The 24,189-nt window shown below is 35.7% G+C and carries 18 protein-coding genes; 9 read left to right on the forward strand and 9 right to left on the reverse strand.

Features of this window, described 5'->3' with window-relative positions:
• Position 1 precedes the first annotated feature (1 nt).
• Both BMY39_RS07800 and BMY39_RS15070 read left to right on the forward strand, forming a co-directional pair.
• Positions 2-199 carry a Lacal_2735 family protein gene (locus BMY39_RS07800; RefSeq protein ID WP_092578295.1) on the forward strand — a complete coding sequence of 66 codons (198 nt, stop codon included), beginning with the start codon at positions 2-4 and terminating at the stop codon, positions 197-199.
• A gap of 75 nt (positions 200-274) precedes the next feature.
• On the forward strand, positions 275-421 hold the full coding sequence (locus BMY39_RS15070; protein WP_218140998.1) for a hypothetical protein: 147 nt from the start codon (positions 275-277) through the stop codon (positions 419-421).
• Here BMY39_RS15070 and BMY39_RS07805 read toward each other — a convergent pair.
• Positions 396-1,169 carry an ABC transporter substrate-binding protein gene (locus tag BMY39_RS07805; protein ID WP_092579166.1) on the reverse strand — a complete coding sequence of 258 codons (774 nt, stop codon included), beginning with the start codon at positions 1,167-1,169 and terminating at the stop codon, positions 396-398. The genes BMY39_RS15070 and BMY39_RS07805 overlap by 26 nt on opposite strands.
• A gap of 82 nt (positions 1,170-1,251) precedes the next feature.
• Here BMY39_RS07805 and BMY39_RS07810 point away from each other — a divergent pair, with 82 nt between their 5' ends.
• Entirely contained in the window at positions 1,252-1,926 is a 675-nt protein-coding gene (locus BMY39_RS07810) for an HAD family hydrolase (RefSeq protein ID WP_092578297.1), read from the forward strand.
• A gap of 2 nt (positions 1,927-1,928) precedes the next feature.
• On the opposite strand, the gene BMY39_RS07815 is transcribed toward BMY39_RS07810, so the two are convergent.
• Positions 1,929-2,390: an Lrp/AsnC family transcriptional regulator gene (locus tag BMY39_RS07815; RefSeq protein WP_092578299.1), complete on the reverse strand. Its 462-nt coding sequence runs from the start codon at positions 2,388-2,390 to the stop codon at positions 1,929-1,931.
• A gap of 169 nt (positions 2,391-2,559) precedes the next feature.
• On the opposite strand from BMY39_RS07815, the gene BMY39_RS07820 reads away from it, so the two are divergent.
• Both BMY39_RS07820 and kbl read left to right on the forward strand, forming a co-directional pair.
• Positions 2,560-3,513: an NAD-dependent epimerase/dehydratase family protein gene (locus BMY39_RS07820; RefSeq protein ID WP_092578300.1), complete on the forward strand. Its 954-nt coding sequence runs from the start codon at positions 2,560-2,562 to the stop codon at positions 3,511-3,513.
• A 3-nt stretch (positions 3,514-3,516) separates the two neighbouring features.
• Positions 3,517-4,704 (forward strand): glycine C-acetyltransferase, encoded by a 1,188-nt coding sequence (gene kbl / locus BMY39_RS07825; RefSeq protein WP_092578302.1) that lies wholly within the window; start codon positions 3,517-3,519, stop codon positions 4,702-4,704.
• 32 nt (positions 4,705-4,736) lie between these two features.
• On the opposite strand, the gene mscL is transcribed toward kbl, so the two are convergent.
• From mscL to BMY39_RS07850, 5 genes are all read right to left on the reverse strand, one after another.
• Positions 4,737-5,177: a large conductance mechanosensitive channel protein MscL gene (gene mscL / locus BMY39_RS07830; protein WP_092579167.1), complete on the reverse strand. Its 441-nt coding sequence runs from the start codon at positions 5,175-5,177 to the stop codon at positions 4,737-4,739.
• Positions 5,178-5,397: 220 nt separating this feature from the next.
• Positions 5,398-8,598: a cytochrome c biogenesis protein CcsA gene (gene ccsA, locus BMY39_RS07835; protein ID WP_092578304.1), complete on the reverse strand. Its 3,201-nt coding sequence runs from the start codon at positions 8,596-8,598 to the stop codon at positions 5,398-5,400.
• A gap of 192 nt (positions 8,599-8,790) precedes the next feature.
• On the reverse strand, positions 8,791-9,219 hold the full coding sequence (locus BMY39_RS07840; protein ID WP_092578306.1) for a DUF4268 domain-containing protein: 429 nt from the start codon (positions 9,217-9,219) through the stop codon (positions 8,791-8,793).
• 156 nt (positions 9,220-9,375) lie between these two features.
• A complete protein-coding gene (locus BMY39_RS07845; RefSeq protein WP_092578308.1) occupies positions 9,376-10,050 on the reverse strand; it encodes a ZIP family metal transporter in 675 nt (224 codons plus the stop codon).
• A 64-nt stretch (positions 10,051-10,114) separates the two neighbouring features.
• Positions 10,115-10,846 (reverse strand): class I SAM-dependent methyltransferase, encoded by a 732-nt coding sequence (locus BMY39_RS07850; RefSeq protein WP_092578310.1) that lies wholly within the window; start codon positions 10,844-10,846, stop codon positions 10,115-10,117.
• A gap of 223 nt (positions 10,847-11,069) precedes the next feature.
• Between BMY39_RS07850 and BMY39_RS07855 the strand changes: the two genes are divergently transcribed.
• Positions 11,070-12,227, forward strand: a complete 1,158-nt coding sequence (locus tag BMY39_RS07855) for a THUMP domain-containing class I SAM-dependent RNA methyltransferase (protein ID WP_092578312.1) — start codon at positions 11,070-11,072, stop codon at positions 12,225-12,227.
• 59 nt (positions 12,228-12,286) lie between these two features.
• Here BMY39_RS07855 and BMY39_RS07860 read toward each other — a convergent pair whose 3' ends face one another.
• Positions 12,287-14,662 carry an ATP-dependent helicase gene (locus BMY39_RS07860; RefSeq protein ID WP_092579169.1) on the reverse strand — a complete coding sequence of 792 codons (2,376 nt, stop codon included), beginning with the start codon at positions 14,660-14,662 and terminating at the stop codon, positions 12,287-12,289.
• 130 nt (positions 14,663-14,792) lie between these two features.
• Between BMY39_RS07860 and BMY39_RS07865 the strand changes: the two genes are divergently transcribed.
• Both BMY39_RS07865 and BMY39_RS07870 read left to right on the forward strand, forming a co-directional pair.
• Entirely contained in the window at positions 14,793-16,346 is a 1,554-nt protein-coding gene (locus tag BMY39_RS07865) for an FMN-binding glutamate synthase family protein (RefSeq protein ID WP_092578314.1), read from the forward strand.
• Between the two features lie 27 nt (positions 16,347-16,373).
• Positions 16,374-16,895, forward strand: a complete 522-nt coding sequence (locus BMY39_RS07870) for a DUF7935 family protein (RefSeq protein ID WP_092578316.1) — start codon at positions 16,374-16,376, stop codon at positions 16,893-16,895.
• On the opposite strand, the gene BMY39_RS07875 is transcribed toward BMY39_RS07870, so the two are convergent.
• The gene (locus tag BMY39_RS07875) at positions 16,887-17,813 is read right to left on the reverse strand and encodes a patatin-like phospholipase family protein (RefSeq protein WP_092578318.1); all 927 of its coding nucleotides are present in this window, start codon (positions 17,811-17,813) and stop codon (positions 16,887-16,889) included. The two genes, BMY39_RS07870 and BMY39_RS07875, sit on opposite strands and share 9 nt — an antisense overlap.
• Before the next feature lie 185 nt (positions 17,814-17,998).
• Between BMY39_RS07875 and BMY39_RS07880 the strand changes: the two genes are divergently transcribed.
• Positions 17,999-24,076: a PKD domain-containing protein gene (locus BMY39_RS07880; RefSeq protein ID WP_092578320.1), complete on the forward strand. Its 6,078-nt coding sequence runs from the start codon at positions 17,999-18,001 to the stop codon at positions 24,074-24,076.
• Positions 24,077-24,189: the final 113 nt, after the last annotated feature.

The raw sequence follows: 24,189 nt of genomic DNA on the forward strand, positions 1-24,189 counted from the left end.
GATGAAAAAAGAAGATTCTATTCAAGAGCATCAAGTTAAACTCAATAAAAAGTATAAGAAACTAATTGAAGAAGCTTATAATTTTAGGCAAACGGATGCTTCATTGAGTGATGTTTCCGAGTATAAAGCCATAAAACTTCTTAACAAGTTAAATAAGTTAAAATATCTTACTAGAGATTATCATCGTACGGCTATGTGACATTTAGCGTTTATTTAACGTTACCATTACATCCAAATCAAGTAAATGCTCGTAATTTATAGTAAAGAGAAGATTATGAGTCCACATTTCTGTAAGGTTGGCAAAATTAAGGTCAACAACAAAAAGATTATTAATTTAAAGGAAATTGAAAAGCGCATATCAAACTTTGTAGACGATATGAGTAAGGTTGAATTTTCTAAAGATGTTCATGGAGCTGTTTAAAATAGCCGAAGGCTTTTGTTAATCTAGATCCGTACCAGGAAAACATTTCCCCATCCACTAAAAGTATTCTTGCTTTTGGGTAGTATTTTTTTAGCTCTTTTTTATGCGTTTCAGTAAATGGATATGGCTCACTGGATAACAGCACAAGTTCTATAGTGTTATCTTTTTTTAAGCTAATTTCAGGATAACGTATTTCCTCCATGCCATTTTTAAATTTGTTTAATTGTAACAAATAATCCACAAAAGTATGTTTGCCAACCACCATCCAAGGCAATCTCCAAATAAAATATAAGGTTTTCAAGCTGTTCTTTTCCTGTATGAATGTTTTGAAACTGTTAAATTCAGTTTTTAGTTCAGCAATTAAATTTGCAGATTTCTCTTCTACATTAAACAACATTCCATATTGTGCTATAAGTTCAAAACTATCTTCTAAAGTAAAAATATTAGAAACGTGAACTTCACATACTTTTTCACATGCTTCAACAATGTTCTTTGTGTTTTCCTCCTTATTACAAAGAATAATGTCTGGTTGCAACGCTTTTATTCTATCAATATGCACGAGCTTTGTACCACCGACAATAGTGGCGTTTAATCCTATATTATTAGGGTGGACACAAAATTTGGTAACCCCTACAATATTTTCCTTTAAACCTAAATCGCACAACAATTCTGTTTGACTTGGTACTAATGAAACAATACGTTTCGGAACTGCTTTTATTTTTAGGGTTCTATTTAGTTGGTCTTGCATACTACAAAATAAATCTAAACATTTTTTTGTGTGAAATAAAGTAAAATCGCATAATGTCATATCTTCGCGATAAACATTTTACATGCTAAAAGCAGTTATTTTCGACATGGATGGGGTGATTATTGATAGTGAACCTATGCACCGTAAAGCCTATCTTGATATGTTCGACGAAGTAGGAATTGAGGTAAGTAATGAGATGTATGAATCTTTCACTGGACAATCTACTTTAAATATTTGCAGAAGACTTTGTGATCATTTTAGTTTAAAAGAAACTCCCGAGACTTTAGTGACCCTAAAACGCAAGCATTATAAACAGTTTTTTAATACAAATTCTGATTTAGCATTAATTGATGGGGTTTTAGACCTAATTAAAAATTATTATGAAAATGGGTTGACACTAATTTTAGGGTCATCAGCTTCCATGAGTGGTATAAATATGATTTTTGAGCGTTTTGACTTAAACCAATATTTTAAAACGAAATTAAGTGGCGCTGACTTGAAACAATCTAAACCACATCCTGAAATTTTTGAAAAAGCTGCAGAAGCCTCTGGATATGGCAGAAATGAATGCATAGTAATTGAAGATTCTACCAATGGTATTGCAGCAGCAAAATCAGCAGGAATCTACTGTGTTGGTTATGATAGTTTTCACTCTAAAAATCAGGATTACTCTAAAGCCGATAAGGTTATAAATGATTTTAAGGAGATTTTCTTTGAAAAAATATCAGAAGATTTCAAGAAAGTATCCCCGCAATAAACTTAAAAATGGTATTCGGTGGTAGTTTTTATCTCTTTTAAAACGAAGTAACTTTCTAAAACACCAATATTTTCAATTTTAGAAAGTTTCAACCGTACAAACTCATGATATTCCTCAAGACTTCCAAGATTTATTTTTAAAACGAAATCCACCTTACCAGCCATGTGGTAACATTCCTGAACTTCAAGTAAACTCTTAATTTGCCTATCAAATTTATCAATAAAACCTTCATCATGATAGCGCAGTGATACCATACAAATAGCTGTTACGGGACAATTAATCAGTTTTTTATCAATTAGTGCAACATATTTTTTAATATATCCCTTTTTCTCCAAACGCCTAATACGTTCGTAGACGGGACTTGCAGTAAGATGCAGCACTTTGGCAATATCTTTGGTTGTTTTTTTTGCATCCTTTTGAAGGATTCTTAGTATTTTAAGATCAATATCATCTAATCGCTCCATTTCCAGTAAAAATCACTTAAGAAGTATAAAAATATTCATAACAAAAGCAAATATATGTTTAAATTATAATATTTACAGAATAAAACACTTTTTTATGTGCTATTAACAGTTTTTTTAATTGTGTTTACTAAGATATTAGTAATTTAGTACTAAGCATATTTCTATTAAAATGAATGAAAAGATATTAATTACAGGAGCCAATGGACAATTGGGTTCTGTATTGACGAACACATTACAAGAGAAATACGGCGTTGAAAATATCATTGCGACAGATATAAAATTCAATGCCTCTTTTCAAGGTAACTTTGAGTTTTTAGATGCTACTGATTTTAATAGCATTCAATATGTTGTTCAAGAACATAGTATTACACAAATCTATCATATGGCGGCAATTCTATCTGCCAAAGGCGAAAAACAACCACTTAAAACTTGGGATATAAACAATAAAACATTGCTAAACGTTTTAGAGGTAGCACGGTTAAATAAAATAAGCAAAGTGTTTTTTCCAAGTTCCATTGCAGTTTATGGTGAAAACGCCCCAAAAAAGGATACACCACAAGATTTCTTTTTAACCCCTACTACAGTGTATGGCATGAGTAAAGCCGCCGGAGAACATTGGGCTAATTATTACTTTTTGAAGTATGATTTAGATGTCCGCTCTTTACGATATCCAGGTGTTATTGGTTACCAAACCGCTCCTGGTGGCGGTACTACAGATTATGCAGTTGATGCCTACCATTATGCTATAAAAGAAGAAACATATGTTTGCTTTTTAAATGAGACTTCTAGCTTACCTATGATTTATATGGATGATGCTATTCGTGCTACTATTGAATTGATGGATGCACCTATAGAACAAATTAAAACACGTACGTCTTACAATCTTGCTAGTATGAGTTTTAATCCTTACGAATTAAAGCAAGCCATATCTGAAATTTTTCCTAACTTTAAAATGGTATATAAACCTGATTTTAGGCAAGGTATCGCCGATTCATGGCCTGATAGTATAGATGATAAAGAAGCTAGAACAGACTGGAATTGGAGTCCGAAATACGACTTAAAAGCAATGACCAAAGCCATGATAGAAAATTTAAAAGAAAAATATAAAACTGAAAACGCATAAGCTATGTACGGAGCTATAAAAGAACAATTTAAAGCAGATTTAAACACCATTAAAGAAAGTGGTTTATATAAAAATGAGCGTGTTATCACTTCAAAACAAGGCGCAGAAATAGATACTTTGACCAATCTTGACGTATTAAACTTCTGCGCAAATAATTATTTGGGGCTATCATCTAATGATGACGTTATTAAAGCCGGAATTGATACATTGAATACTCATGGCTTTGGCTTATCCTCTGTGAGGTTTATCTGTGGTACACAAGATATACACAAAGAGCTGGAACGAAAAACTGCAGAGTTTCTAGGTATGGAAGATTGTATTTTATACGCTGCCGCTTTTGATGCCAATGGTGGTTTGTTTGAGCCTATTCTCTCAAAAGAAGATGCCATTATTTCCGACGAATTAAATCATGCTTCTATCATAGATGGTGTTCGCTTGTGTAAAGCACAGCGCTTTAGATATAAGAATTGTGACATGGTTGATTTAGAAGCGCAACTTAAAGCTGCGTCTTCTGCAAGGAGAAAATTAATTGTTACCGATGGCTCATTTTCCATGGACGGGAAAATCGCACCGTTAGATAAAATTTGTGACTTAGCTGATAAATATGAGGCTTTAGTAATGATTGATGAATGCCATTCTACAGGTTTTATTGGTAAAACTGGTAGAGGCGTGCACGAATACCATAATGTTATGGATCGTGTAGACATTATTACGGGAACCTATGGGAAAGCTCTTGGTGGTGCATCTGGTGGTTTTACTGCTGCTAGAAAAGAAATTGTTGATATCTTAAGACAACATTCAAGACCTTACTTATTCTCTAACACCCTTGCACCTGCTATTGTTGGTGCTACGTTAAAAGTATTTGACCTTATCGCGGAGGACACGTCCTTAAGAGACAAATTGGAAGACAATACCAAATTTTTTAGAACCGAAATGACCAAAGCTGGGTTTGATATTATTCCAGGGATTCACCCTATTGTTCCAATTATGCTTTACGATGCAAATCTTGCACAAACTTTTGCCAAAATGCTTTTAGACGAAGGTATTTACGTTATTGGATTCTTCTATCCTGTTGTACCTAAAGGAAAAGCCAGAATACGCGTACAGTTGTCTGCAGCTCATAATAAGGCGCATATACAAAAAGCCATTGATGCTTTTGTTAAGGTTGGTAAAAAGCTGGAAGTTATCTAGAAATCCTAATATCACTCAAAAGGATATTTTTTTTATTTTGATTTTAGGAGTGCATTTTGCTCTTCCATAAGCTGCGTAAGCTTATCCAATAATTCGATGTCCTTTGGTGTTGTTACAGTAGTATCCTTCGTGTCCTGTGCTTTCTTTTTAAGGCGATTCATGAATTTAACAACAATAAACACTGTGAAACCAATAATAATAAAGTCTAAAAACGCTTCACCTAAAGCACCGTAACCAATAGCTATTTCTTCTGTAAGTATAGAGCCATCAGCAGCTATAGCCGCCTCCTTTAAAATGATTTTTCTATTTTGAAAATGCACACCGTCAGTAAGAAGCGATAGTGGTGGCAACATCACCTTTTTTACCAATACATCTATAACCTTGTTAAATGCGGCTCCGATAATTATACCGATAGCCATATCCATCATATTACCTTTTACAGCAAACTCCTTAAATTCTTTAAATAATTGCATACCCATGTTTAATTTTTGTTCTGAACAAAATTATGAGTTTAGCCGCAAAATGCGACATTCTAAAAAGAGAAAAATTAACTTATATGATGTGAATTAGAAGTTAGATTCACATAATTATCCGCAAAATCCAATAAATTAATTTGGTTGCCTTAACGGTGGCCAAAAAGCCTAGAGACTTTTTTACCCCTAGTTATATCTCACTTAAATTGAATTAAAGCAATTACTTTTTATAATACCTTGCGTAGCCCCGATACCCAAAAAACCCTAAAATCGCGATACACACACAAGCAATTGCAATAAATTTCAAACTAACTATTTGATCGCCACTGGCGTAAGAATGCAATCCAGCTAAGTAGAAATTTACACCAAAGTAGGTCATTAAAATACTTCCAAAAGCCACAATAGACATTAAGTTATAAAACCAACGCCCACGAAGCCCAGGAACTAATCTCATATGTATTACAAAGGCGTATACCATAATACTAATAAGCGCCCATGTTTCTTTGGGGTCCCAGCCCCAATAGCGCCCCCAACTTTCATTCGCCCACATGCCTCCAAGAAAGTTTCCAATGGTAAGCATTACTAAGCCAACGGTAAGTGCCAATTCATTAATTATGGTTAATTCTTGAATGTTAAGCCCCATAACTTTTTTGTTCTTATTTGTTGTGAAGGCCATTAGAATGAGTGCCACAACCCCTAAAATCATTCCTAAAGTGAAGGGTCCGTAACTTGCTACAATAACAGCAACGTGAATCATTAACCAATAGCTATTTAATACAGGTTGTAGGTTTGCAATTGCAGGGTCCATCCAATTCCAATGGGCTATCATTAAAATCATAGACGTTACAAATGCTGTGGAAGCAATAGTTAAATCACTTTTTCTTCCAAATGCCAGTCCAAAAAACATCGTAGCCCAAGCTACATATATCATAGATTCGTAAGCATCACTCCAAGGTGCGTGACCAGAGATATACCAACGCACAATTAAACCTGCTGTATGTAATAAGAACAACCCAAGAATGATGAACTTAAACACATTTACCGAGATATTAACAAATCTGTTTTTACTATTAAAAATTTGAATTATTAAAAACACGAACATCAAACTTCCAGCATACATAAACCATTTGTAAAGCTTTTTAAAAATATCATACTTGTTATATAGTACTTCGGTTTTAACCTTTTTATCACTAAGCATCACCTCAGCACCATATTTATGCTGTGTTTTCTTAAAAGCTTCTAATAATTTATTGGCTTGAGAATAATCCCCAGATTGTTTGGCATTATTCAACGTAAACAAATAGGTTGAAAATCCGTTTTTCACAAAGTTATTGTAAAGCGAATCTTTAACAACAGTAGGATCTAGGCGGTATTCATAATTTGAAATCCACTTGTTATTTTCATCATCTGGAATTGGGAATATTTTTAACGAAAGCCCTTCAATAGTGTTAGATAATAGCGAAACACGCTCGTGCGTTTCCTTTAATTTTTTTTGATATCCATTGGGCACTTGAGTATTATAGGCATCATTCAAATATGGTGATAATTTATAAGACCCATCTTCGTTTAAAAAATCCACTAATGCAAAGTGCTTACCTTCTTTAGAAACACCAATAATATTTCGTAAAGAATCCGTTTCCTTAGGCCGCAAATATATAATTGGCACGCTGTACCATAACCTTGGGCTCTCTTGCATGGATAAAAACACTTGGTTTGCATCAAAATCCTCATACGAATCACTTTTACTTAGTTTTCGTAATAATTCAGAAGCATAGGTGTTTACCGGCATCATACGGCCGCTTATATCCTGAATTACCAAATGCCCAAATTTATCAGCATGTGTTTTTGGTGTGATATTCGCTTTTAAGACCGAATCAATTTGTGCTTTAGTAGGCTTTTCAAATTTATGCCCATGATCATGACCGTCATCTGGTGTATGTTGTGTTTCCTGAGCAATACCAAACAAACTAAAACATAATAGAAAAACAGTTAATAATTTTCCTTTTTTGGCTTTTACCTTTTCTAAATACTCTTTTAAATCACTAAAGCGGGAACCTTTACTAAACATAATCGCCATGAGTCCGAAATACAGCATAATATAGCCAATGTATGTAATTAAAGTACCCCAATAGTCATGGTTTACAGAAAGCACCGTCCCTTTTTCATCTGGATCATAACTCGCCTGAAAGAAGCGATATCCACGATGGTCCAAAATGTTATTCATAAATATTTTATAGTCAAAACTTCCTTCTTGCTCATCAACCACGGTAACTTCACTGGAATAAGCTGAATTTACTTCAGAACCAGGATATTTTTCGGCTTCAAAATCATTCAATTTTAATGCAAATGGCAGTTCAAGTACTTTAGAACCATATTTTAAGGCAATCTCCAAACCACCTACATTTACTTCCTTAAAATTTCTATCAGTTCCCTTACCTCCTAATACACCTACAAGTTTGGTTTCTCCATTAGAAGTTACTTTTAAGACTAGCCCATCATCATCATTTTTTAGGATTTTTGATTTTTGAACTATATCAAAAACGCCTTTCACCACAGGTTTCGGGAATACCAACTGCATATTGCCAATAACGTACCGAGAACGTAAATATAAAGGCTGTATGCTATCTTTAACCAATTTACCCTGTGCCCTTGTTGCCATGGTCATATATTCACCTTCAAACGGCGATTTGATACTTAACGAATCGCCCTGAAACGTAATGTTAACTGCCCCGTCTGTAGGTTTATTTAATGCAAACAAAACATTATGAATGCTCGCCACCTGCCCTACTTTTAAAAAGTGATTATGAGGCCCGTTTGTCCCAGCTTCTACTAATTTTAGGTAGGATTCCCCATTCTCGTCTGGAATAATATCTTCCTCCGCTCCTGCAATAAATTTCTCTAACTCAATGGTTACAGGCTGTCCGCCATATTCTGTTTCAATTTTTAAGCTATTATTCAATCTGGGAGAAAAATCAACTTCTTCCTCTATGGTACGCATTTGGCTCACACCGTTTATTTTATAGTCACCAAAAATCCTACCCGTGAGGTATGTTTTCTGTGATAAAAATTGATTTTCCGTAGCACCTTCACGAATGGCCATCATGCCTTCATAACCTATATATCGCGTAATAAACGCACCTAACAAAATAAAAATGAATGAAATATGAAGAATAAACGTAGCCCACTTTTCCTTTTTATACAACCTGAACCTAAAAATATTACCTACAAAATTCACAACGAACATCCCCATAATAGCCTCAAACCACCAAGCGTTGTAAATTAAATTTCTAGTGTATGGTGTTGGTGAGGTGTCTTGTCCTGCATCCATAAACGTTCCTGTTGCCATAGCAGCAGCAAAAGCAATGAATAAAACAGCGGTAAGTCTTGTAGAAAAAAGAATTCTAGCGAGTTTGTCTAACATAACAATTTGCACTTTTTTTGCTCGGGCAAAAATACGGATTATTACCAATTAAAAATGGCATTTTAACACGCTTTAATACTTTGTGATTGTTTAAACTAATTCTTAATTAGAATAAGTTTATATACTAGAAACGCAGCAATAAATTGTTGATTCTATAATCTTTCCTTTTTTCAAATGAAAACTTATCAGTTGTCATCCCTCAATAACCTCCTTGTATTCGACGAAAAATGCTTCGAACAAATTCATCGTCTCATTAAAGAATACCATCACATCTTGCCATGTATTTTTATTATGAATGGACACTTTTTGCGCTAAGGGCACATAAATTCTAGAAATCTCTTTGTGGTTTTCCAAAAAACACTCCTCTTCATAAATAGCGTGGGGTAAATATTCATCTATTAAAATAGACTTTAAGGCTTCTAGTTTTTCCCAGTATTTAATGCGATGTTCTAAATCGTCTTCTAAATCCAAGGCTACCAATGCTTGTTTCGTATCAAAATGAAATTTAAAACTTAAACCTTTCAATTTTGTGTTATACAAAATCCATTTTCTGGGAAAGGACTTCCCAAAACTGGTCCAAAACTCTTGGCGTAATATGCGAGATTCTTCTTTGCTAAACATAACAGCTGCCCCTCCTTAATCCTCCCCAAGTGGGGAGGAAATACTCAAACTCTTTATAACCTATAATACCTTTTATTTTTTAGTTAAAAAAACATCTAATCTCTATTCCACAAAAGTATTCCCTTTCCTTTGGAAAGGGTTAGGGAAAGGCTTTTTTTATATAAAATACGCAATCCCAACACCTAAAATTATTGCAATAAACTTGCTTAGATTAAATTTATGTCCTTCTCCACTTTCAAACAAAATCGTTGTAGAGATATGGAAAAAGATACCTATAACAATTGCGTTAATAATATGTGCCAGTTGTTCATTAATATCAACAGTATTAGATATTAGCGTTCCTAAAGGTGTCATTATAGTAAACACCGTTAAAAATGTGATGATTTGAGTAGTACTAAATTTCGATTTAAATAAAAACATACTTACCAAAGCTGCAATTGGAATTTTATGTACTAAAACACCATAAACCATATCATTATGCTCATGTATGGGGAAGCCCTCTAAAAAACTATGAATACATAAACTTATAAACAATAGCCACGGAAAGGCTGTTGAGTGGTTATGCACATGTACATGCCCGTGTTCTGCACCTTTAGAGAATAGCTCTAAAACAATCTGCAGTAAAATGCCGCACATAATAAAGAGCCCTGTCAATTTGGTATCTAAATGATTATAAACTTCAGGTAACAGCTCAAAAAGGGTTAAAGCCAATAAAAATGCACCACTAAACGAAAGTAACAACTTCGTATTCCAAGTGGTTTTATTCTTGGTAAGTTTTGCAATCACCAAACCAATTAAAACAGCGTAAACAGGAAAAAGAAATTTATTCATTAAAATTTTAATTCAATTTAGTTTAGTTTCCACAAGAGTGAAATACTTAAATGTCGATTATCGATTATTTAAAAATCATTACCAAACGGTCTGAAGTTGCTGTATGATACTTTTGCAATCTATAATCACCAAACACATCAAGTAAATGCACACCAGCCGCCTCAAATAGCACTTCAAAATCTGCTAAAGTAAATGCTTTTACCCGTTCCTGAAAATTAAACACTTTTCCATCCGCCTCAAAACTAATATCCTTCACAATATACCCATTGGCAACATAACGCTTTTGGTAAAACGTTATACCATCCACAGTCTTAGTGTCTTCTGGTACCAAATTGGCAATTACGTGCTCTGTATTCATAAAGTCAATTACCGCGAAACCCGTGTCTTTCAAGTCGGCTTTAATCGCTTTAATGGTGTTTAAGTTGTCTTCATCATTTTCAAAATAACCGAAACTTGTAAACAAATTAAATACAGCATCAAACTTTTTAGGGTAAGGCTTGCACATATCGTGCACCTCAAAACGCAACCTGTGGTTTTCAAATTGCTTCGCATAAGCAATACTGTTCGTGCTTAAATCAATGCCAGTTACATCATATCCAATTTTGTTCAAATACCGCGAATGCCGGCCTTTACCACAAGCCAAATCTAAAATAGTACCATTCTCGGGTAGATTTAAATAATTTGTAAGATTATCCATAAATACTTGTGCCTCAGTAGCATCCCTGTCTCTGTATAAAATATGGTAAAAGCGCGTATCAAACCACGATTTAAACCATTTAGCTGTATCTTCCGTCATATATTCTTTTGGGGGTTACCCTTTCGGGTCGGGCTTTACGCTATATCTTTTAGTATTGGTGGCTTCGAGAACACTTCGATAAACTAAGTAACCACCTCAGCCACCAACACTAAAAGGATGCCGCTGCAATCCCTAACCCACTTATTTGCTATGGTCATTCATTTGCCGCAAAATTACACTATTTTTGCAATCTTATCGGACATAATTTCATTGAGCGAAAACTATGGGAGAAAATTTTAATATGGTAGCCAAAACCCTTTATGGTTTTGAAGAATTGCTAGAAAAAGAACTCACACAACTCGGAGCGATGCACGTAAAAAAAGGTGTGCGTGTTGTAGAATTTGTAGGAGACAAAGGGTTTATGTACAAAGCAAATTTAGCATTGCGTACCGCTATAAAAATTCTTAAACCCATAAAAACTTTTAGGGTTGATAATGAAAAAGACTTGTACGACAACATAAAAAACATGCCCTGGGAAAATTACTTAAAACCCACAGGCTCTTTAGCGGTAGATGCTACCATACATTCTGATTTGTTTACACATTCGCTCTTTATTGCACAAAAAACAAAAGATGCTATTGTAGACCGTTTTCGGGAAAATACAGGCCAACGCCCTAATGTGGATTTAAAGTTCCCCGATTTAAAAATAAATGTACGCATTGACCGAAAAGAATGCACCATTTCTTTAGATTCTTCAGGAGAATCCTTACATAAACGTGGTTATAAATTAGCCACCAATATTGCACCTATAAACGAAGTGTTGGCAGCAGGATTAATTATGCTATCTGGTTGGGACGGACAGTCTGATTTTATGGATCCTATGTGCGGCTCGGGCACAATACCTATTGAAGCGGCAATGATAGCCTGTAACATTCCACCAAACCTCATGCGAAAAGAATTTGCTTTTGAACGTTGGCAAGATTGGGATGTAGATTTGTTTGAAAAAATTGAGGAATCCCTGCTAAAGAAAACCAGAGATTTTCATTACCAAATTATTGGGTATGATAAAGCACCAAGTGCCGTACGTAAAGCTCAAGAAAATGTGGCAAATGCGCAGTTAGATGATTTTATTACCATAAAACACGAAGATTTCTTTAAAACCCAAAAAGGCGGACAGGAAAAACTGCATATGGTATTTAACCCACCATACGGCGAGCGTTTGGATATCGATATGGAAAAATTGTACGCCGATATTGGTGATACCCTAAAACAAAACTACCCAGGCACCGATGCTTGGTTTATAACCAGTAATTTAGATGCCTTAAAACATGTTGGCTTGCGCCCTTCTAGAAAAATACAGCTGTACAACGCTAAATTAGAATCGCGTTTTGTAAAATACGTGATGTATGAAGGCAGTAAAAAAGGGAAATACATGAAGTAGTATGGGCATATAATAGAAAATATAAACATTACTTGTATTTACTATTACATCAATGCCTATTACCCAATCACCTCTAACTTCGCAAAACGTAGCAATAATTTTTTGTTCCCACCAGCCTCAAATTGTATTTCAGCCTTAGTATCTGCTCCGCTACCTTCAATTTTAAGCACTTCACCTTTACCAAAACGAATATGCTTTACAATGTTTCCTACTACTAATTTGCTGTCAAACAAATTAGATGCCCCATTAGTGGTTTTAGAAACAGGTTTTAAATTTTTTGGTGTTGATACTTTAAACTTTTCAGGTTCTTTTTTTGTTGCTCCTTTTTTTGGTTTGAACTGTTTAGCAGGTTTATACCTGATTTTATTTGGTGACGCGATCTCTTTTGGTTCAACCCTTCGAGCATCCTCAGGATGAACATCGCCAAAAATACTAGCATCTAGCATAGGGTTATAGCGGCGCTCTTCGATTGGTGTAACAATATCCAAATACTGTTCGTCTATTTCTTCAATAAATCTGCTAGGTTCTGCATCAATCAATTTTCCCCATCGGTAACGAGATAAAGCATAGGTTAAATAGGCTTGTTTTTCTGCTCTCGTTAATGCTACATAAAATAAACGTCGCTCCTCCTCTAGTTCACTACGGGTATTCATGCTCATAGCGCTTGGGAACAAATCCTCTTCCAATCCTACAATAAACACGTACGGAAACTCTAATCCTTTAGCTAAATGAATAGTCATTAATGCCACATGGTCGCTATCACCCTTATCGTTATCCAAATCTGTTGCCAAAGCTACATCTTCTAAAAATTCTGCTAAAGACCCCGTGGCATCGGCTATTTCTTTTTGGCCCTCCACGAAATCTTTCATACCGTTTAGCAATTCTTCGATATTTTCCATTCTAGCGACACCTTCGGGCGTACCATCCTTATTAAACTCCCTAATTAAACCGCTAGTTTTAGTAACGTGTTCTGCCAACTCGAAAACATCAGCAGTTTGGTTCATTACTTGGTAACTTTCAATTAGCGTCGCAAAATTTTCAAGTTTTGTTTTTGTGCCAGAATTAACATTAATATTTGCTCTATCTAAATTCTTTATAACATCAAAAATAGGTTTATCATATCCATTGGCGGCAACTACTAATTTATCTACAGTGGTTTGCCCGATGCCACGTGGTGGAAAATTGATGATGCGCTTTAACGCCTCTTCATCCGCAGGATTAATCACTAAGCGCAAATAGGATAATACATCTTTAATTTCCTTACGCTGGTAAAACGATAAACCACCATAAATACGGTATTTAATATCTCGCTTACGCAAAGCATCTTCAATGGCACGGGACTGTGCATTGGTACGATACAACACCGCGAAATCACTATTGTGCACGTGCTCTTGCATTTTAGTCTCAAAAATGGTACTGGCCACATATCGGCCTTCATCGCCATCGGTTAAAGACCGGTTTACCTTTATTTTTGCGCCTTCTTCATTAGCTGTCCAAACTATTTTTTCAAGCTTCGTTTGGTTCTTGTCAATGATAGAATTTGCCGCATTCACAATGTTTTTTGTAGAACGGTAATTTTGTTCCAAACGGAATACCTTAACATCGTCATAATCTTTTTGGAAATTTAAGATATTATTAATGTTCGCACCTCTAAAGGCATAAATACTCTGTGCGTCATCACCAACAACACAAATATTTTGAAATTTATCAGATAATGCCCTAACAATTAAATATTGTGAATGGTTGGTGTCTTGGTACTCATCCACCAAGATATATTTAAACCGATTCTGATATTTCGCCAACACTTCTGGAAAGCGTGTTAGCAACTCATTCGTTTTTAGTAATAAATCATCAAAGTCCATAGCCCCAGCCTTAAAACAACGCTCAACATATGCTTTGTAGATATCGCCCATTTTTGGTCTTCTTGCCATGGTATCGGCTTCAATCAGCTCAGGGTTTTGAAAATAAGCGCGAACCGTTATCAAACTGTTTTTGTAAGAAGAAATTCGGGACCGAATCTGTTTGTATTTATAAATATCCTTATCAAGATTCATTTCTTTGATAATTGAGGCAATTAATCTATCGGAATCTTGAGTGTCATAAATAGTAAAATTACTTGGATAGCCTAATCTATCGGCTTCAATGCGTAAAATTTTTGCAAATACCGAATGAAATGTTCCCATCCACAAGTTTTTGGCTTCACTAGCACCAACGATAGCTGCGATACGGTCTTTCATTTCGCGTGCTGCCTTATTGGTAAAGGTTAAGGATAAAATATTGAAGGGGTCTATACCTTTACTCATCATATAAGCAATTCGGTATGTAAGTACTCTCGTTTTTCCAGAACCTGCGCCTGCAATTACTATCATAGGGCCTTCTATCTGGATGGTAGGCTCTCGTTGTGCGCTGTTTAATTGATTTAAATATTCTTCCAAAGTTTCCTCTTTTTCAACATGTGAAAATAACCATTGTTTGTGGTATATTCTGTTAGATTTATCAATAATTATAAACAATTCCTTTTAATTAATTTTTGAATATATTTAGCTTCTTTTTTAAATATATGCTATGGATTCAGTTTTAAATGTTTTGTCCAGTATTCCTTGGTGGTTATGGGTTATTATTGTTTTGGTTTTAATCGCAATTCGTGATATTTTTCAGAGAAAGCATACTATTATTCATAACTTTCCTTTAGTGGGGCATATTCGATATATGCTAGAAAGTATTGGTCCAGAGATGCGCCAATATTTTGTTGCCAATAATAGAGAGGAATTACCATTTAATCGTATTGAGCGCAGCTGGGTATATGCTTCCGCTAAAAAGGAAAACAATTATGAGGGATTTGGTACCGACAGAGATATTTACGCGCATCAGCATATCTTTATAAACAACGCGATGATGCCTTTTAAAATAAAAGAAGGGCATCCACATGCTATAGACAGTACATTTTTACCATGTGCCAAAGTTATTGGGGCTTATAACAAACGTAAGAAGCCTTATCGACCTGCTTCTATAATCAACGTTTCTGCTATGAGTTATGGGTCATTATCTGCAAAAGCTGTAGAATCACTAAATAAGGGTGTTGCTATGGCAGATGCGTATCATAATACAGGTGAAGGAGGTTTGTCTCCTTATCATTGTAATGGCGGTGATGTGGTATTTCATTTTGGGACAGGTTATTTTGGTGTACGCTCTAAAGATGGCGGGTTTTCCATGAAAAAAATGGTGAAATTGGTAGAAGACAATCCTTATGTTAGAGCTATTGAAATAAAACTTTCTCAAGGTGCAAAACCAGGAAAAGGTGGTGTGCTTCCAGGTAAAAAGATATCTAAAGAAATAGCTGAAATACGTGGTGTTGAAGTTGGTAAAGATGTGCTTTCCCCTCCTACTCACAAAGCATTTTCGACTGTACCAGAGATGGTAGACTTTATTGAAGCTATTGCTGAAAATACAGGACTGCCTGTTGGTATTAAAGCTGCCATTGGAAAACTAGAGCAATGGGAAGAGCTAGCAGATATTATGCTAAAAACTGGAAAAGGTCCCGATTTTATTACTGTTGATGGCGGTGAAGGTGGTACAGGAGCTGCGCCTCCAAGTTTTGCAGATCATGTATCTTTACCATGGGTATATGGGTTTGCCGACGTTTATAAATTATTTAAATCTAAGGGGTTATGCGACAGGGTGGTGTTTATTGGTAGTGGAAAACTAGGCTTTCCTGCAAAAGCTGCTATGGCATTTGCAATGGGAGTAGATTGTATAAATGTTGCGCGCGAAGCTATGTTAAGCATTGGGTGTATACAAGCACAAATTTGTCATACCAACCGTTGTCCTACCGGTATTGCTACCCAGAGTACATGGTTGCAAAATGGCATTGACCCTACTTTAAAGTCTGTGCGTTTAGCACAATATTTTAAGACATTTAAAAAAGAATTGGTAGAAATTACCCATGCGGCAGGTTACGAGCATCCGTGTCAGTTTAAAATGACTGATGTGGAAATGAATGTAGATGATCATAATTTATCAAAAGAATTAGATAAAGCATATATGTATAACAAAACACCAGTGCCTTTTGATGGTATGCAACATCTTAAAGATTGTGTATATTTGGGAGGTAAACACTAATTGCCCAAAAATAATTAACCAACAAATATGGATTCTAGCAGAATAATAGATTTATTTTTATTTACACTACCAGCATTAATTACAGGATTAATCGCCTACTATTTTTTTAAAACCCATACAGAAAATGAAGACGGTAGAAGACGTTTTCTTTTAAAGAAAGATCTACAAACTACATCTATGCCACTTCGTCTTCAAGCCTACGAAAGGTTAACTCTTTTTTTAGAACGCATCTCTCCAAATAAATTATTACTTAGAGTTAAGCCAACATCTTCTGATAAAGATGATTACGAAGCTTTGTTAATACAAAGCATTCAGCAGGAAATGGAGCATAACCTCACACAACAAATATATGTTAGTGAAAAATGTTGGAGTGTGATAAGTACAGCAAAAGCAGCAACAGTGCAACTAATACGAAAAGCTAATTTATCTGAAAAAACCGATTCGGCAGATAAGCTTCGAGAAGTACTTTTAACCGAAATGATGGAGCGCCATTCACCTAGTGATGCTGCCATATCGATTTTAAAAGAAGAAGTTAGAGAATTATGGTAGGGCATCAGTATCCAAACGTAATTCATTAGATTTTCCTTGTTTACATCTGTTTTTTGCGTAATCCCAACCTTGTTGCCACCATGATGTCATGAGTTTTTTGTTGAAAATCAAAGAGTTTTCGGTTAATTTTGAGGGCGTATAATACAAATTGAGTTTTACACCTCTATTTTTTGCAGCCAATTTACCAATAGTAATATCATTGCGCTCTATTTGATCAGAAAGGTGCCCAAATAAATTTATCAATAATGAAAATGGGTTTTTTCCTAGTACCTTATTATACTCCATACTTTCAGATTCTAAAACAATGGCATCAACTTCAGTTGCCCCTCGTAGAATTGCTTCTCTAATAGGAATTACACATCCTAAACCACCATCAGCATATTCAAATTCGTTTTTTGTAACTAGCGACATAAACGGAATATAATTACAAGAAATCCATATCCATTCACAAAACTCATCATAATCATAATCTTTGATAGACTTATACTCCACTCTATTTTTGGACAAATTTGAGACTGTTACCACAACATCATCTTTCGTTTCCTTTATTTTATGATACTCGTCAATTGTAAAATGTTTTTTAATGTGGCGCCTTAAAGCTTTACTCTCTCCAAAGGTGCGTTTCATTTTAATAAATTGCCACAACGTGTTTAAGAAATCAATAGAAACGAATTCCCTATTACCTTTCTTTCTTATGGTAAACGGATTTACACTAAAAATATCGCGCTGTGTAACATTCGTGTACACATTATAAATTTTATCGATTTCTCCCGCTGCAAGATGCGGCACCAACAAACTACCTGTCGATGTCCCCAAAAACATATCATAGTCCCGCCCCTCAACTTCCATTAAGTATTGCGCAACACCACCAGCATACGCACCTTTACTTCCTCCTCCTGAAATAACTAGAGCTTTCATAATATCTTTTTAATTCTTAAATATAATGAATACGTAAATACTATAAAGTAGGAACGTTATAATTGTCATTATACATAAGCAATTCTGGGTATTTTGTAGATAAAAATCACATTATCTCGAAATTTTCAGTGCAAGCTAAAAAAGAATCTATATTTTAGGAACAGCTATTAACATAACTTTTTTTCATGCTGAAGAAATCTTTTCTTATTGCATTATTTTCCATAGTAATAATTGCATCTTTATTTGCGCTAAAAGACACATCCCAAAAAGTTCAATACTTAGTGAACAATGAACTTTCAATTTTACCACCTTCAGCCTCTATTTCTGGAACAACTGAGGTGTGCCTAAATAGTACACCAGCACCAGAGATAACCTTTACAGGATCTGGAGGTGTTGCACCTTACACATTCACTTATACCATTAATGGAGGTGGAAATTTAACAGTATCAACAGCGGGTTCGAATAATTCAGTAAACTTGTCTGTAAATACAGGAACCACTGGTACATTTGCATATCGATTAGTTTCTGTTGAAGACATTACTGGCGATAGTGAAGCTGCGTCTGGTACCGCCACTGTTACCATACATGAATTGCCAATAGTAGATTTTAACTTTACTAATGACAATACTTGTTCTGGAACGCCAGTAAATTTTACAACAAATATTTCTGGTGCTAGTCCTTTTACTTACAACTGGAATTTTGGGGATGGTACCACATCTAACAACAATAACCCCACCCATGTTTTTGATGCACTAGGATGTGGTAATCAAATTTTTAATGTTACGCTTACTGTTACTGATGATAATGGATGTACTGCTTCTATTACAAAACCTATAACTGTGCAACAAAAACCGTTATTAGATTTTAGAGATGTTGATAGTCCTTTTAATCCATTTAATAATTGTGGTAATAACACGACAGATCCTTCTTACACGATTAATGTTGGAATAGACAATGTATCGCCTTGTATAAGCTCCTATGACGTGGACTGGGGCGACGGCAGCCCTGTAGAAACAGGTGTTACCTTTCCTGCTACACATACTTATACCCAATTAGGGTCTTTTAATATGGAAATTACTGGAAATGGCACTAATTGTAACAATACAGTAACCTATTTAATTAAGAACTCCAGCAATCCTACTGGTGCGATTGTAAATCCTGGAAATACCGTTAATTTATGTACACCTGTTGCCCCTATTGAGTTTGCAATAGGGTCATGGGCAACTAATCCTCCTGATACTAATTATCAAGTAGATTTTGGAGATGGAACCGTTGAAAATTATACGCAAGCACAGTTGGAAGCTTCTACATATTTTAATGCCGCAGACCCTGTAAATTCTCAAGATTTCCCGATTCCCCATACTTATACCGAGACCAGTTGTCCTTTTAGTTATACTGTGTTTTTATTCATCACAACATCATGCGGACAAACCAACCTAACGGCAGGACCCATTATTATTTTGCGAAAACCTGAAGTTGATTTTGAGGATCCACCGATTAGTTGTGTAAATACGCCTGTTTTATTTGATAACACCTCGCTAAACGGTTATAGTAATAATTGTAGTATCAACGATGGTTATTTTTGGGATTTTGGTGATGGCAACACCTCAAATGATCGAGATCCTACGCATACATATACCACAACAGGTACATTTACAGTATCTCTTTATGCTGAGAATTCCTGTGGCGTAACCGATACCATTACCAAAGACATTTGTATTGAAGCAGATTTAACAGCTGCTTTTACTTTAGATACAAATAACGGTTGTTCGCCCTTAGATGTCCAAACTACAAATACCACAGATTTAAGTGAAAGTTGTGGCGGCGTTACATATTTATGGGAAGTAACCTATGCCTCTGGTTTTTGTAGTACCGGAGTAGCTCAGTGGAATTTTACCAACGGTACAGATGAAAATAGTGCTAATCCATCTTTTGAATTTATTAGTGCTGGAACTTATACGTTGTCCTTAACCACAACAAATACCTGCGGAAGTGATATGGTTTCTGAAACTATTGAAGTAAAGCAACCCCCTACTGTTGCTATTGATGCAGTTGCCGATTTTTGTGGTACGGCTTCGATAAACCCGACAGCTTCAGTTAATACCTGTGCGCCAGCTACAGAAACTGTAACTTACAATTGGAGTTTTCCAGGTGGAACACCAGCTACAGCAACAACACTCAATCCAGGAACTATTGTTTACAATACACCCGGCGTTTATCAAATAAGTTTCAGTGTAACATCAAGTTGTGGAACTACAATTGATACTGAAGATTTCGAAATTTTTCAAATTCCAACACTAACAAATACAGATTTAACGCAAACAATTTGTTCTGGAACTGCGACGACTGAAGTGAATCTCACATCAGATATTACAGGAACAACCTTTACATGGTCTGCCACTGCACCTCCTGGTGTTACAGGTTTTGTTACAAATGGCACTACTAGCACCATACCTGTTCAAACGATTTTTAATTCTAATACGACTTCAGAAGATGTTACCTATACCATAACACCTTCTAACGGCAATTGTGATGGCGCACCTGTTAATTTGGTTATCACTGTTGACCCTGCACCAGAATTCACAAGTCAGCCGCAATCTGAAACTATATGTTTAAATGGTTCAATTAATCAATTGTCTGTCTCTGTTAATGGTCCCGGAACCCCAAGCTATCAGTGGTATTCAAATACCGCAAATGATACTGCTACAGGAACTGCAATTACGGGCGAAACAAATGCGACGTATACACCTCCAAACACTCCTGTTGGTGTAACATTTTATTATGTGATAGCGTCATTTACCTCTGGTGCTGGATGTAATGAGATTACATCCAATACAGCTAGAATTGAGGTGGTTGAAAGTATTCAAATTGATACCAATCCAATCCCAACTCAAAGCATATGTGTCGGTGGTAGTTTTGCAACAGATTTAACCATAACGCATTCTGGCGGTACTGGAACTATTACCTATCAATGGTATTTAAATACTACAAATTCTAATACTGGAGGTACAGCAATACCTGGTGAAACAGGAATAAGTTACACCTCTGCTGTTTATAATACTCCAGGTACATTTTATTATTACGTTACCGTTACGGCAAGTGGCAGCGGGTGTGCCCCTGTAACGAGCGAAGTAGCAGAAATTAGGGTTGTAGACGATCCAACAATCACATCTCAACCTATAATAAGCCAAGAATTATGTCAAGGCTCAACACCTCAAGATTTAGAAATTCAAGTTACTGGTGGATTAGGAACAAATTACGAGTTTCAATGGTACAGTAATACAGCCAATGCGAATACTGGTGGGACTATCATTACAGGAGCAACTAACGCTATTTTCACACCTCCAACCACCGCGGTTGGCACCTTATATTACTATGCTGAAATTACACAACCTAACCCTGGATGTAGTGTTGTAAGTGATGTCTCAGAAGTTATCATAAACCAAGCACCTACAATTACCAATCAGCCAATTTCTGAAACTATTTGTTTTGGTGAAGCATTCAATACACTATCTGTGGCATTTGCAAACGGTGTTGGTACACCAACATTTCAATGGTATTCAAATACTGTAAATGATACGACAACGGGCACTCCCATTGCTGGTGAAACAGGAACTACATATACACCGCCTTCTGGAATGGTTGGTACTGTGTATTATTATGCAATCATTACATTTTCATCTGGTGGTTGTACTGAGATTACTTCTATAATTTCTGAACAAACCGTTAATGAGACGCCAGATATTAGCGATAAAACAGATATTATTTGTAGCGGAAATGCTTTCACCATAACACCAGATAGTACTGGAGGTGATACCGCACCAACGGGAACAACCTATACATGGACAAGCCCTGTAATAAATCCTGCAGGGACTATTACTGGAGCTTCTCAAGAAACAACGCCTCAACTATCAATAAGTCAAACACTAACTAACACTACAACAAACCCGTCAACAGTAACATACACAGTAACGCCTAATTTAGGAGCTTGTATTGGTACTGATTTTCAAGTTGTAATTACTGTAAATCCCTCGATAAGTATCACATCCATTCAAACGAATAGTAGTTGTTATTTAGATAATGGAGGTGCTTTAGATATCACAATTTCTGGTGGTGTGCCGTTTTCAACAGGGAATCCGTATCAAATTAATTGGACAGGACCGAATGGGTATACTAATACTTCAGAAGATATTTCAAATTTAGCACCAGGAGATTATACAGTGTCTATTTTAGATGATGGTGGTTGTCCGTTTTCTGAAACATTCGCCATTACAGAGCCTGATGAATTGATATTCAGTACGATCGATTTTGATCCAGAAACAATTTCTTGTTTCCAAGAAGATGATGGCGCTATCGGTATTGACGTTTCTGGTGGTACAGTACCTTACACTTATAGCTGGACAAGAAATGGTGCGCCATATAGTACAGATGAAGATTTAACTAATTTACCACCTGGAACTTATGAAATAACTGTCACTGATGCCAATAATTGTAATCCAATTATTCAAAGTTTTTCGGTAATTGAACCTCCAGAATTGCAAGCCACTTTAAATACTCAAGTTGATGTTATTTGCTTTGGTGAAGCTACTGGAGAAATTAATGTAAATATCACAGGCGGCAGACCTTTTGAGATATCACCTGGTGTCTTTGATTATGCATATAATTGGACAGGGCCTAACGGATTTGCAAGTACAAATCAAAATTTAACGGGACTATTTGCGGGGACTTATAATGTAACGGTTACAGATCGCTCTAATTGTACCGATACATTGGAAGTGATAATAGACCAAACAGACGAGATTATAATTGATATAACTGCCACGGAAATTGAATGTTATAATGATAATGATGCATCCATAACCATTGATACTATTTCTGGCGGAAATGGACCATATACCATAGCTTGGAGTAATTTAGGCTCTGGGCCTGTTCAAAATAATTTATCACCAGGTACTTATGTCATTACCGTAACTGATGCTACAGATTGTATTAAAGAAGCCACTGTGGTAATTGATGCACCTCCAATTTTTAGAATTACCCCAGAAGTAACTAATGTATCGTGTTTCGGTGCTAATGACGCTAGAATTGTACTTAATTTAGAAGGCGGTATTGAACCTATTGATTTGAATTGGGATGACGACCCAACTGCAGGTGTAGAACGTAACAACCTTGGCCCAGGCACTTACACGGTTACAATTACCGATGGAAAACCTTGTGTAATTACCGAAACTTTTGTGATTACCGAACCTGCTGCGGTTAATATATCTGGCACTAAAACGGATGCTTTAGATTGTGCTGATGCAAATAGTGGCGCGATAAATGCAATTATTACTGGAGGAACCCAACCTCTCACCTATTCATGGTCTAACGGAGCTAATACTGAGGATTTGAATAATATTCCACCAGGCGATTATACACTTACGGTTACTGATGCTAACAATTGTGAAATCTCAGATACTTTTACCATAAACAGATTTGAACCGCTAGAAGTTGCTGTGGAAACAGATACCAGTTTTGATTGTGACGCTAAAACTGTCGATCAATCGTTTATAGCCCAACCTAGTGGTGGTGTGCCGCCTTATCAAATCTCATGGTCTAGCGGAACGGTTAGTGGGGCAAACAATGAAATTATGCAAACCAATGTGAATGGTTTGGTGGTTATTGATGTAACGGATAGTATAGGCTGCTCAATATCGTTTTCGTACAATGTTGCTATTCCAGAATTGGGAGACCCCAATTTCACTTTAACTTCAGAAGCTATTACAAATTTTGGGTTTTATTCTATTGAAGACCCTATCCAATTTACCAACACTTCAAGTGGTAATTATGTTGGTATGTCTTGGGATTTTGGTGATGGCAATTTTTCAAGTGAAGAAAATCCTATTCATACCTACAAAACCGTTGGAACCTATATAGTAACACAAACTGTAATTTATCCTTTTGATTGTGTGTATACCAGAACATTAACATTAAATATTCAGAAAGGCTATAGCTTAATAGTCCCTAATGCATTTACACCTAATGATGATGCGCTTAACGACTACTTTTTACCCTCGCAAATTGCGTTATCTAACATGAAATTTGAGATTTATGATACTTGGGGAAGTATGGTGTATTCTGAAGAAGGCGAAAGTCTTAGAGGATGGGATGGGAAAATCAAGGGCTCAAATGCAGAAAACGGAAATTATTATTATACGTTTTCTGGAGATACGTTTTATGGCGAAACCATTACCAGTAAAGGTGTAGTTGTTTTAATTAAATAAAGAAATGAAAACTTACATATGAAAGTAAGATTTAAATCATATACTAATACATTTTGCATCTTGAATAAAAATGATTCAAATATGTCAGTTCGAGTGATTTTGAGATTATTGAA

The organism is Hyunsoonleella jejuensis, from assembly GCF_900111025.1.
GTDB lineage: Bacteria > Bacteroidota > Bacteroidia > Flavobacteriales > Flavobacteriaceae > Jejuia > Jejuia jejuensis.

What these genes read in the sequence shown, in the direction of transcription:
- ccsA (WP_092578304.1), bottom strand. Translation starts at nt 8,598, where the DNA reads ATGTTAGACAAACTCGCTAGAATTCTTTTTTCTACAAGACTTACCGCT.
- BMY39_RS07870 (WP_092578316.1), top strand. Translation starts at nt 16,374, where the DNA reads ATGGATTCTAGCAGAATAATAGATTTATTTTTATTTACACTACCAGCA.
- BMY39_RS07820 (WP_092578300.1), top strand. Translation starts at nt 2,560, where the DNA reads ATGAATGAAAAGATATTAATTACAGGAGCCAATGGACAATTGGGTTCT.
- mscL (WP_092579167.1), bottom strand. Translation starts at nt 5,177, where the DNA reads ATGCAATTATTTAAAGAATTTAAGGAGTTTGCTGTAAAAGGTAATATG.
- BMY39_RS07875 (WP_092578318.1), bottom strand. Translation starts at nt 17,813, where the DNA reads ATGAAAGCTCTAGTTATTTCAGGAGGAGGAAGTAAAGGTGCGTATGCT.
- BMY39_RS07855 (WP_092578312.1), top strand. Translation starts at nt 11,070, where the DNA reads ATGGGAGAAAATTTTAATATGGTAGCCAAAACCCTTTATGGTTTTGAA.
- BMY39_RS07845 (WP_092578308.1), bottom strand. Translation starts at nt 10,050, where the DNA reads ATGAATAAATTTCTTTTTCCTGTTTACGCTGTTTTAATTGGTTTGGTG.
- BMY39_RS07865 (WP_092578314.1), top strand. Translation starts at nt 14,793, where the DNA reads ATGGATTCAGTTTTAAATGTTTTGTCCAGTATTCCTTGGTGGTTATGG.
- kbl (WP_092578302.1), top strand. Translation starts at nt 3,517, where the DNA reads ATGTACGGAGCTATAAAAGAACAATTTAAAGCAGATTTAAACACCATT.
- BMY39_RS15070 (WP_218140998.1), top strand. Translation starts at nt 275, where the DNA reads ATGAGTCCACATTTCTGTAAGGTTGGCAAAATTAAGGTCAACAACAAA.
- BMY39_RS07805 (WP_092579166.1), bottom strand. Translation starts at nt 1,169, where the DNA reads ATGCAAGACCAACTAAATAGAACCCTAAAAATAAAAGCAGTTCCGAAA.
- BMY39_RS07840 (WP_092578306.1), bottom strand. Translation starts at nt 9,219, where the DNA reads ATGTTTAGCAAAGAAGAATCTCGCATATTACGCCAAGAGTTTTGGACC.
- BMY39_RS07800 (WP_092578295.1), top strand. Translation starts at nt 2, where the DNA reads ATGAAAAAAGAAGATTCTATTCAAGAGCATCAAGTTAAACTCAATAAA.
- BMY39_RS07880 (WP_092578320.1), top strand. Translation starts at nt 17,999, where the DNA reads ATGCTGAAGAAATCTTTTCTTATTGCATTATTTTCCATAGTAATAATT.
- BMY39_RS07810 (WP_092578297.1), top strand. Translation starts at nt 1,252, where the DNA reads ATGCTAAAAGCAGTTATTTTCGACATGGATGGGGTGATTATTGATAGT.
- BMY39_RS07850 (WP_092578310.1), bottom strand. Translation starts at nt 10,846, where the DNA reads ATGACGGAAGATACAGCTAAATGGTTTAAATCGTGGTTTGATACGCGC.
- BMY39_RS07815 (WP_092578299.1), bottom strand. Translation starts at nt 2,390, where the DNA reads ATGGAGCGATTAGATGATATTGATCTTAAAATACTAAGAATCCTTCAA.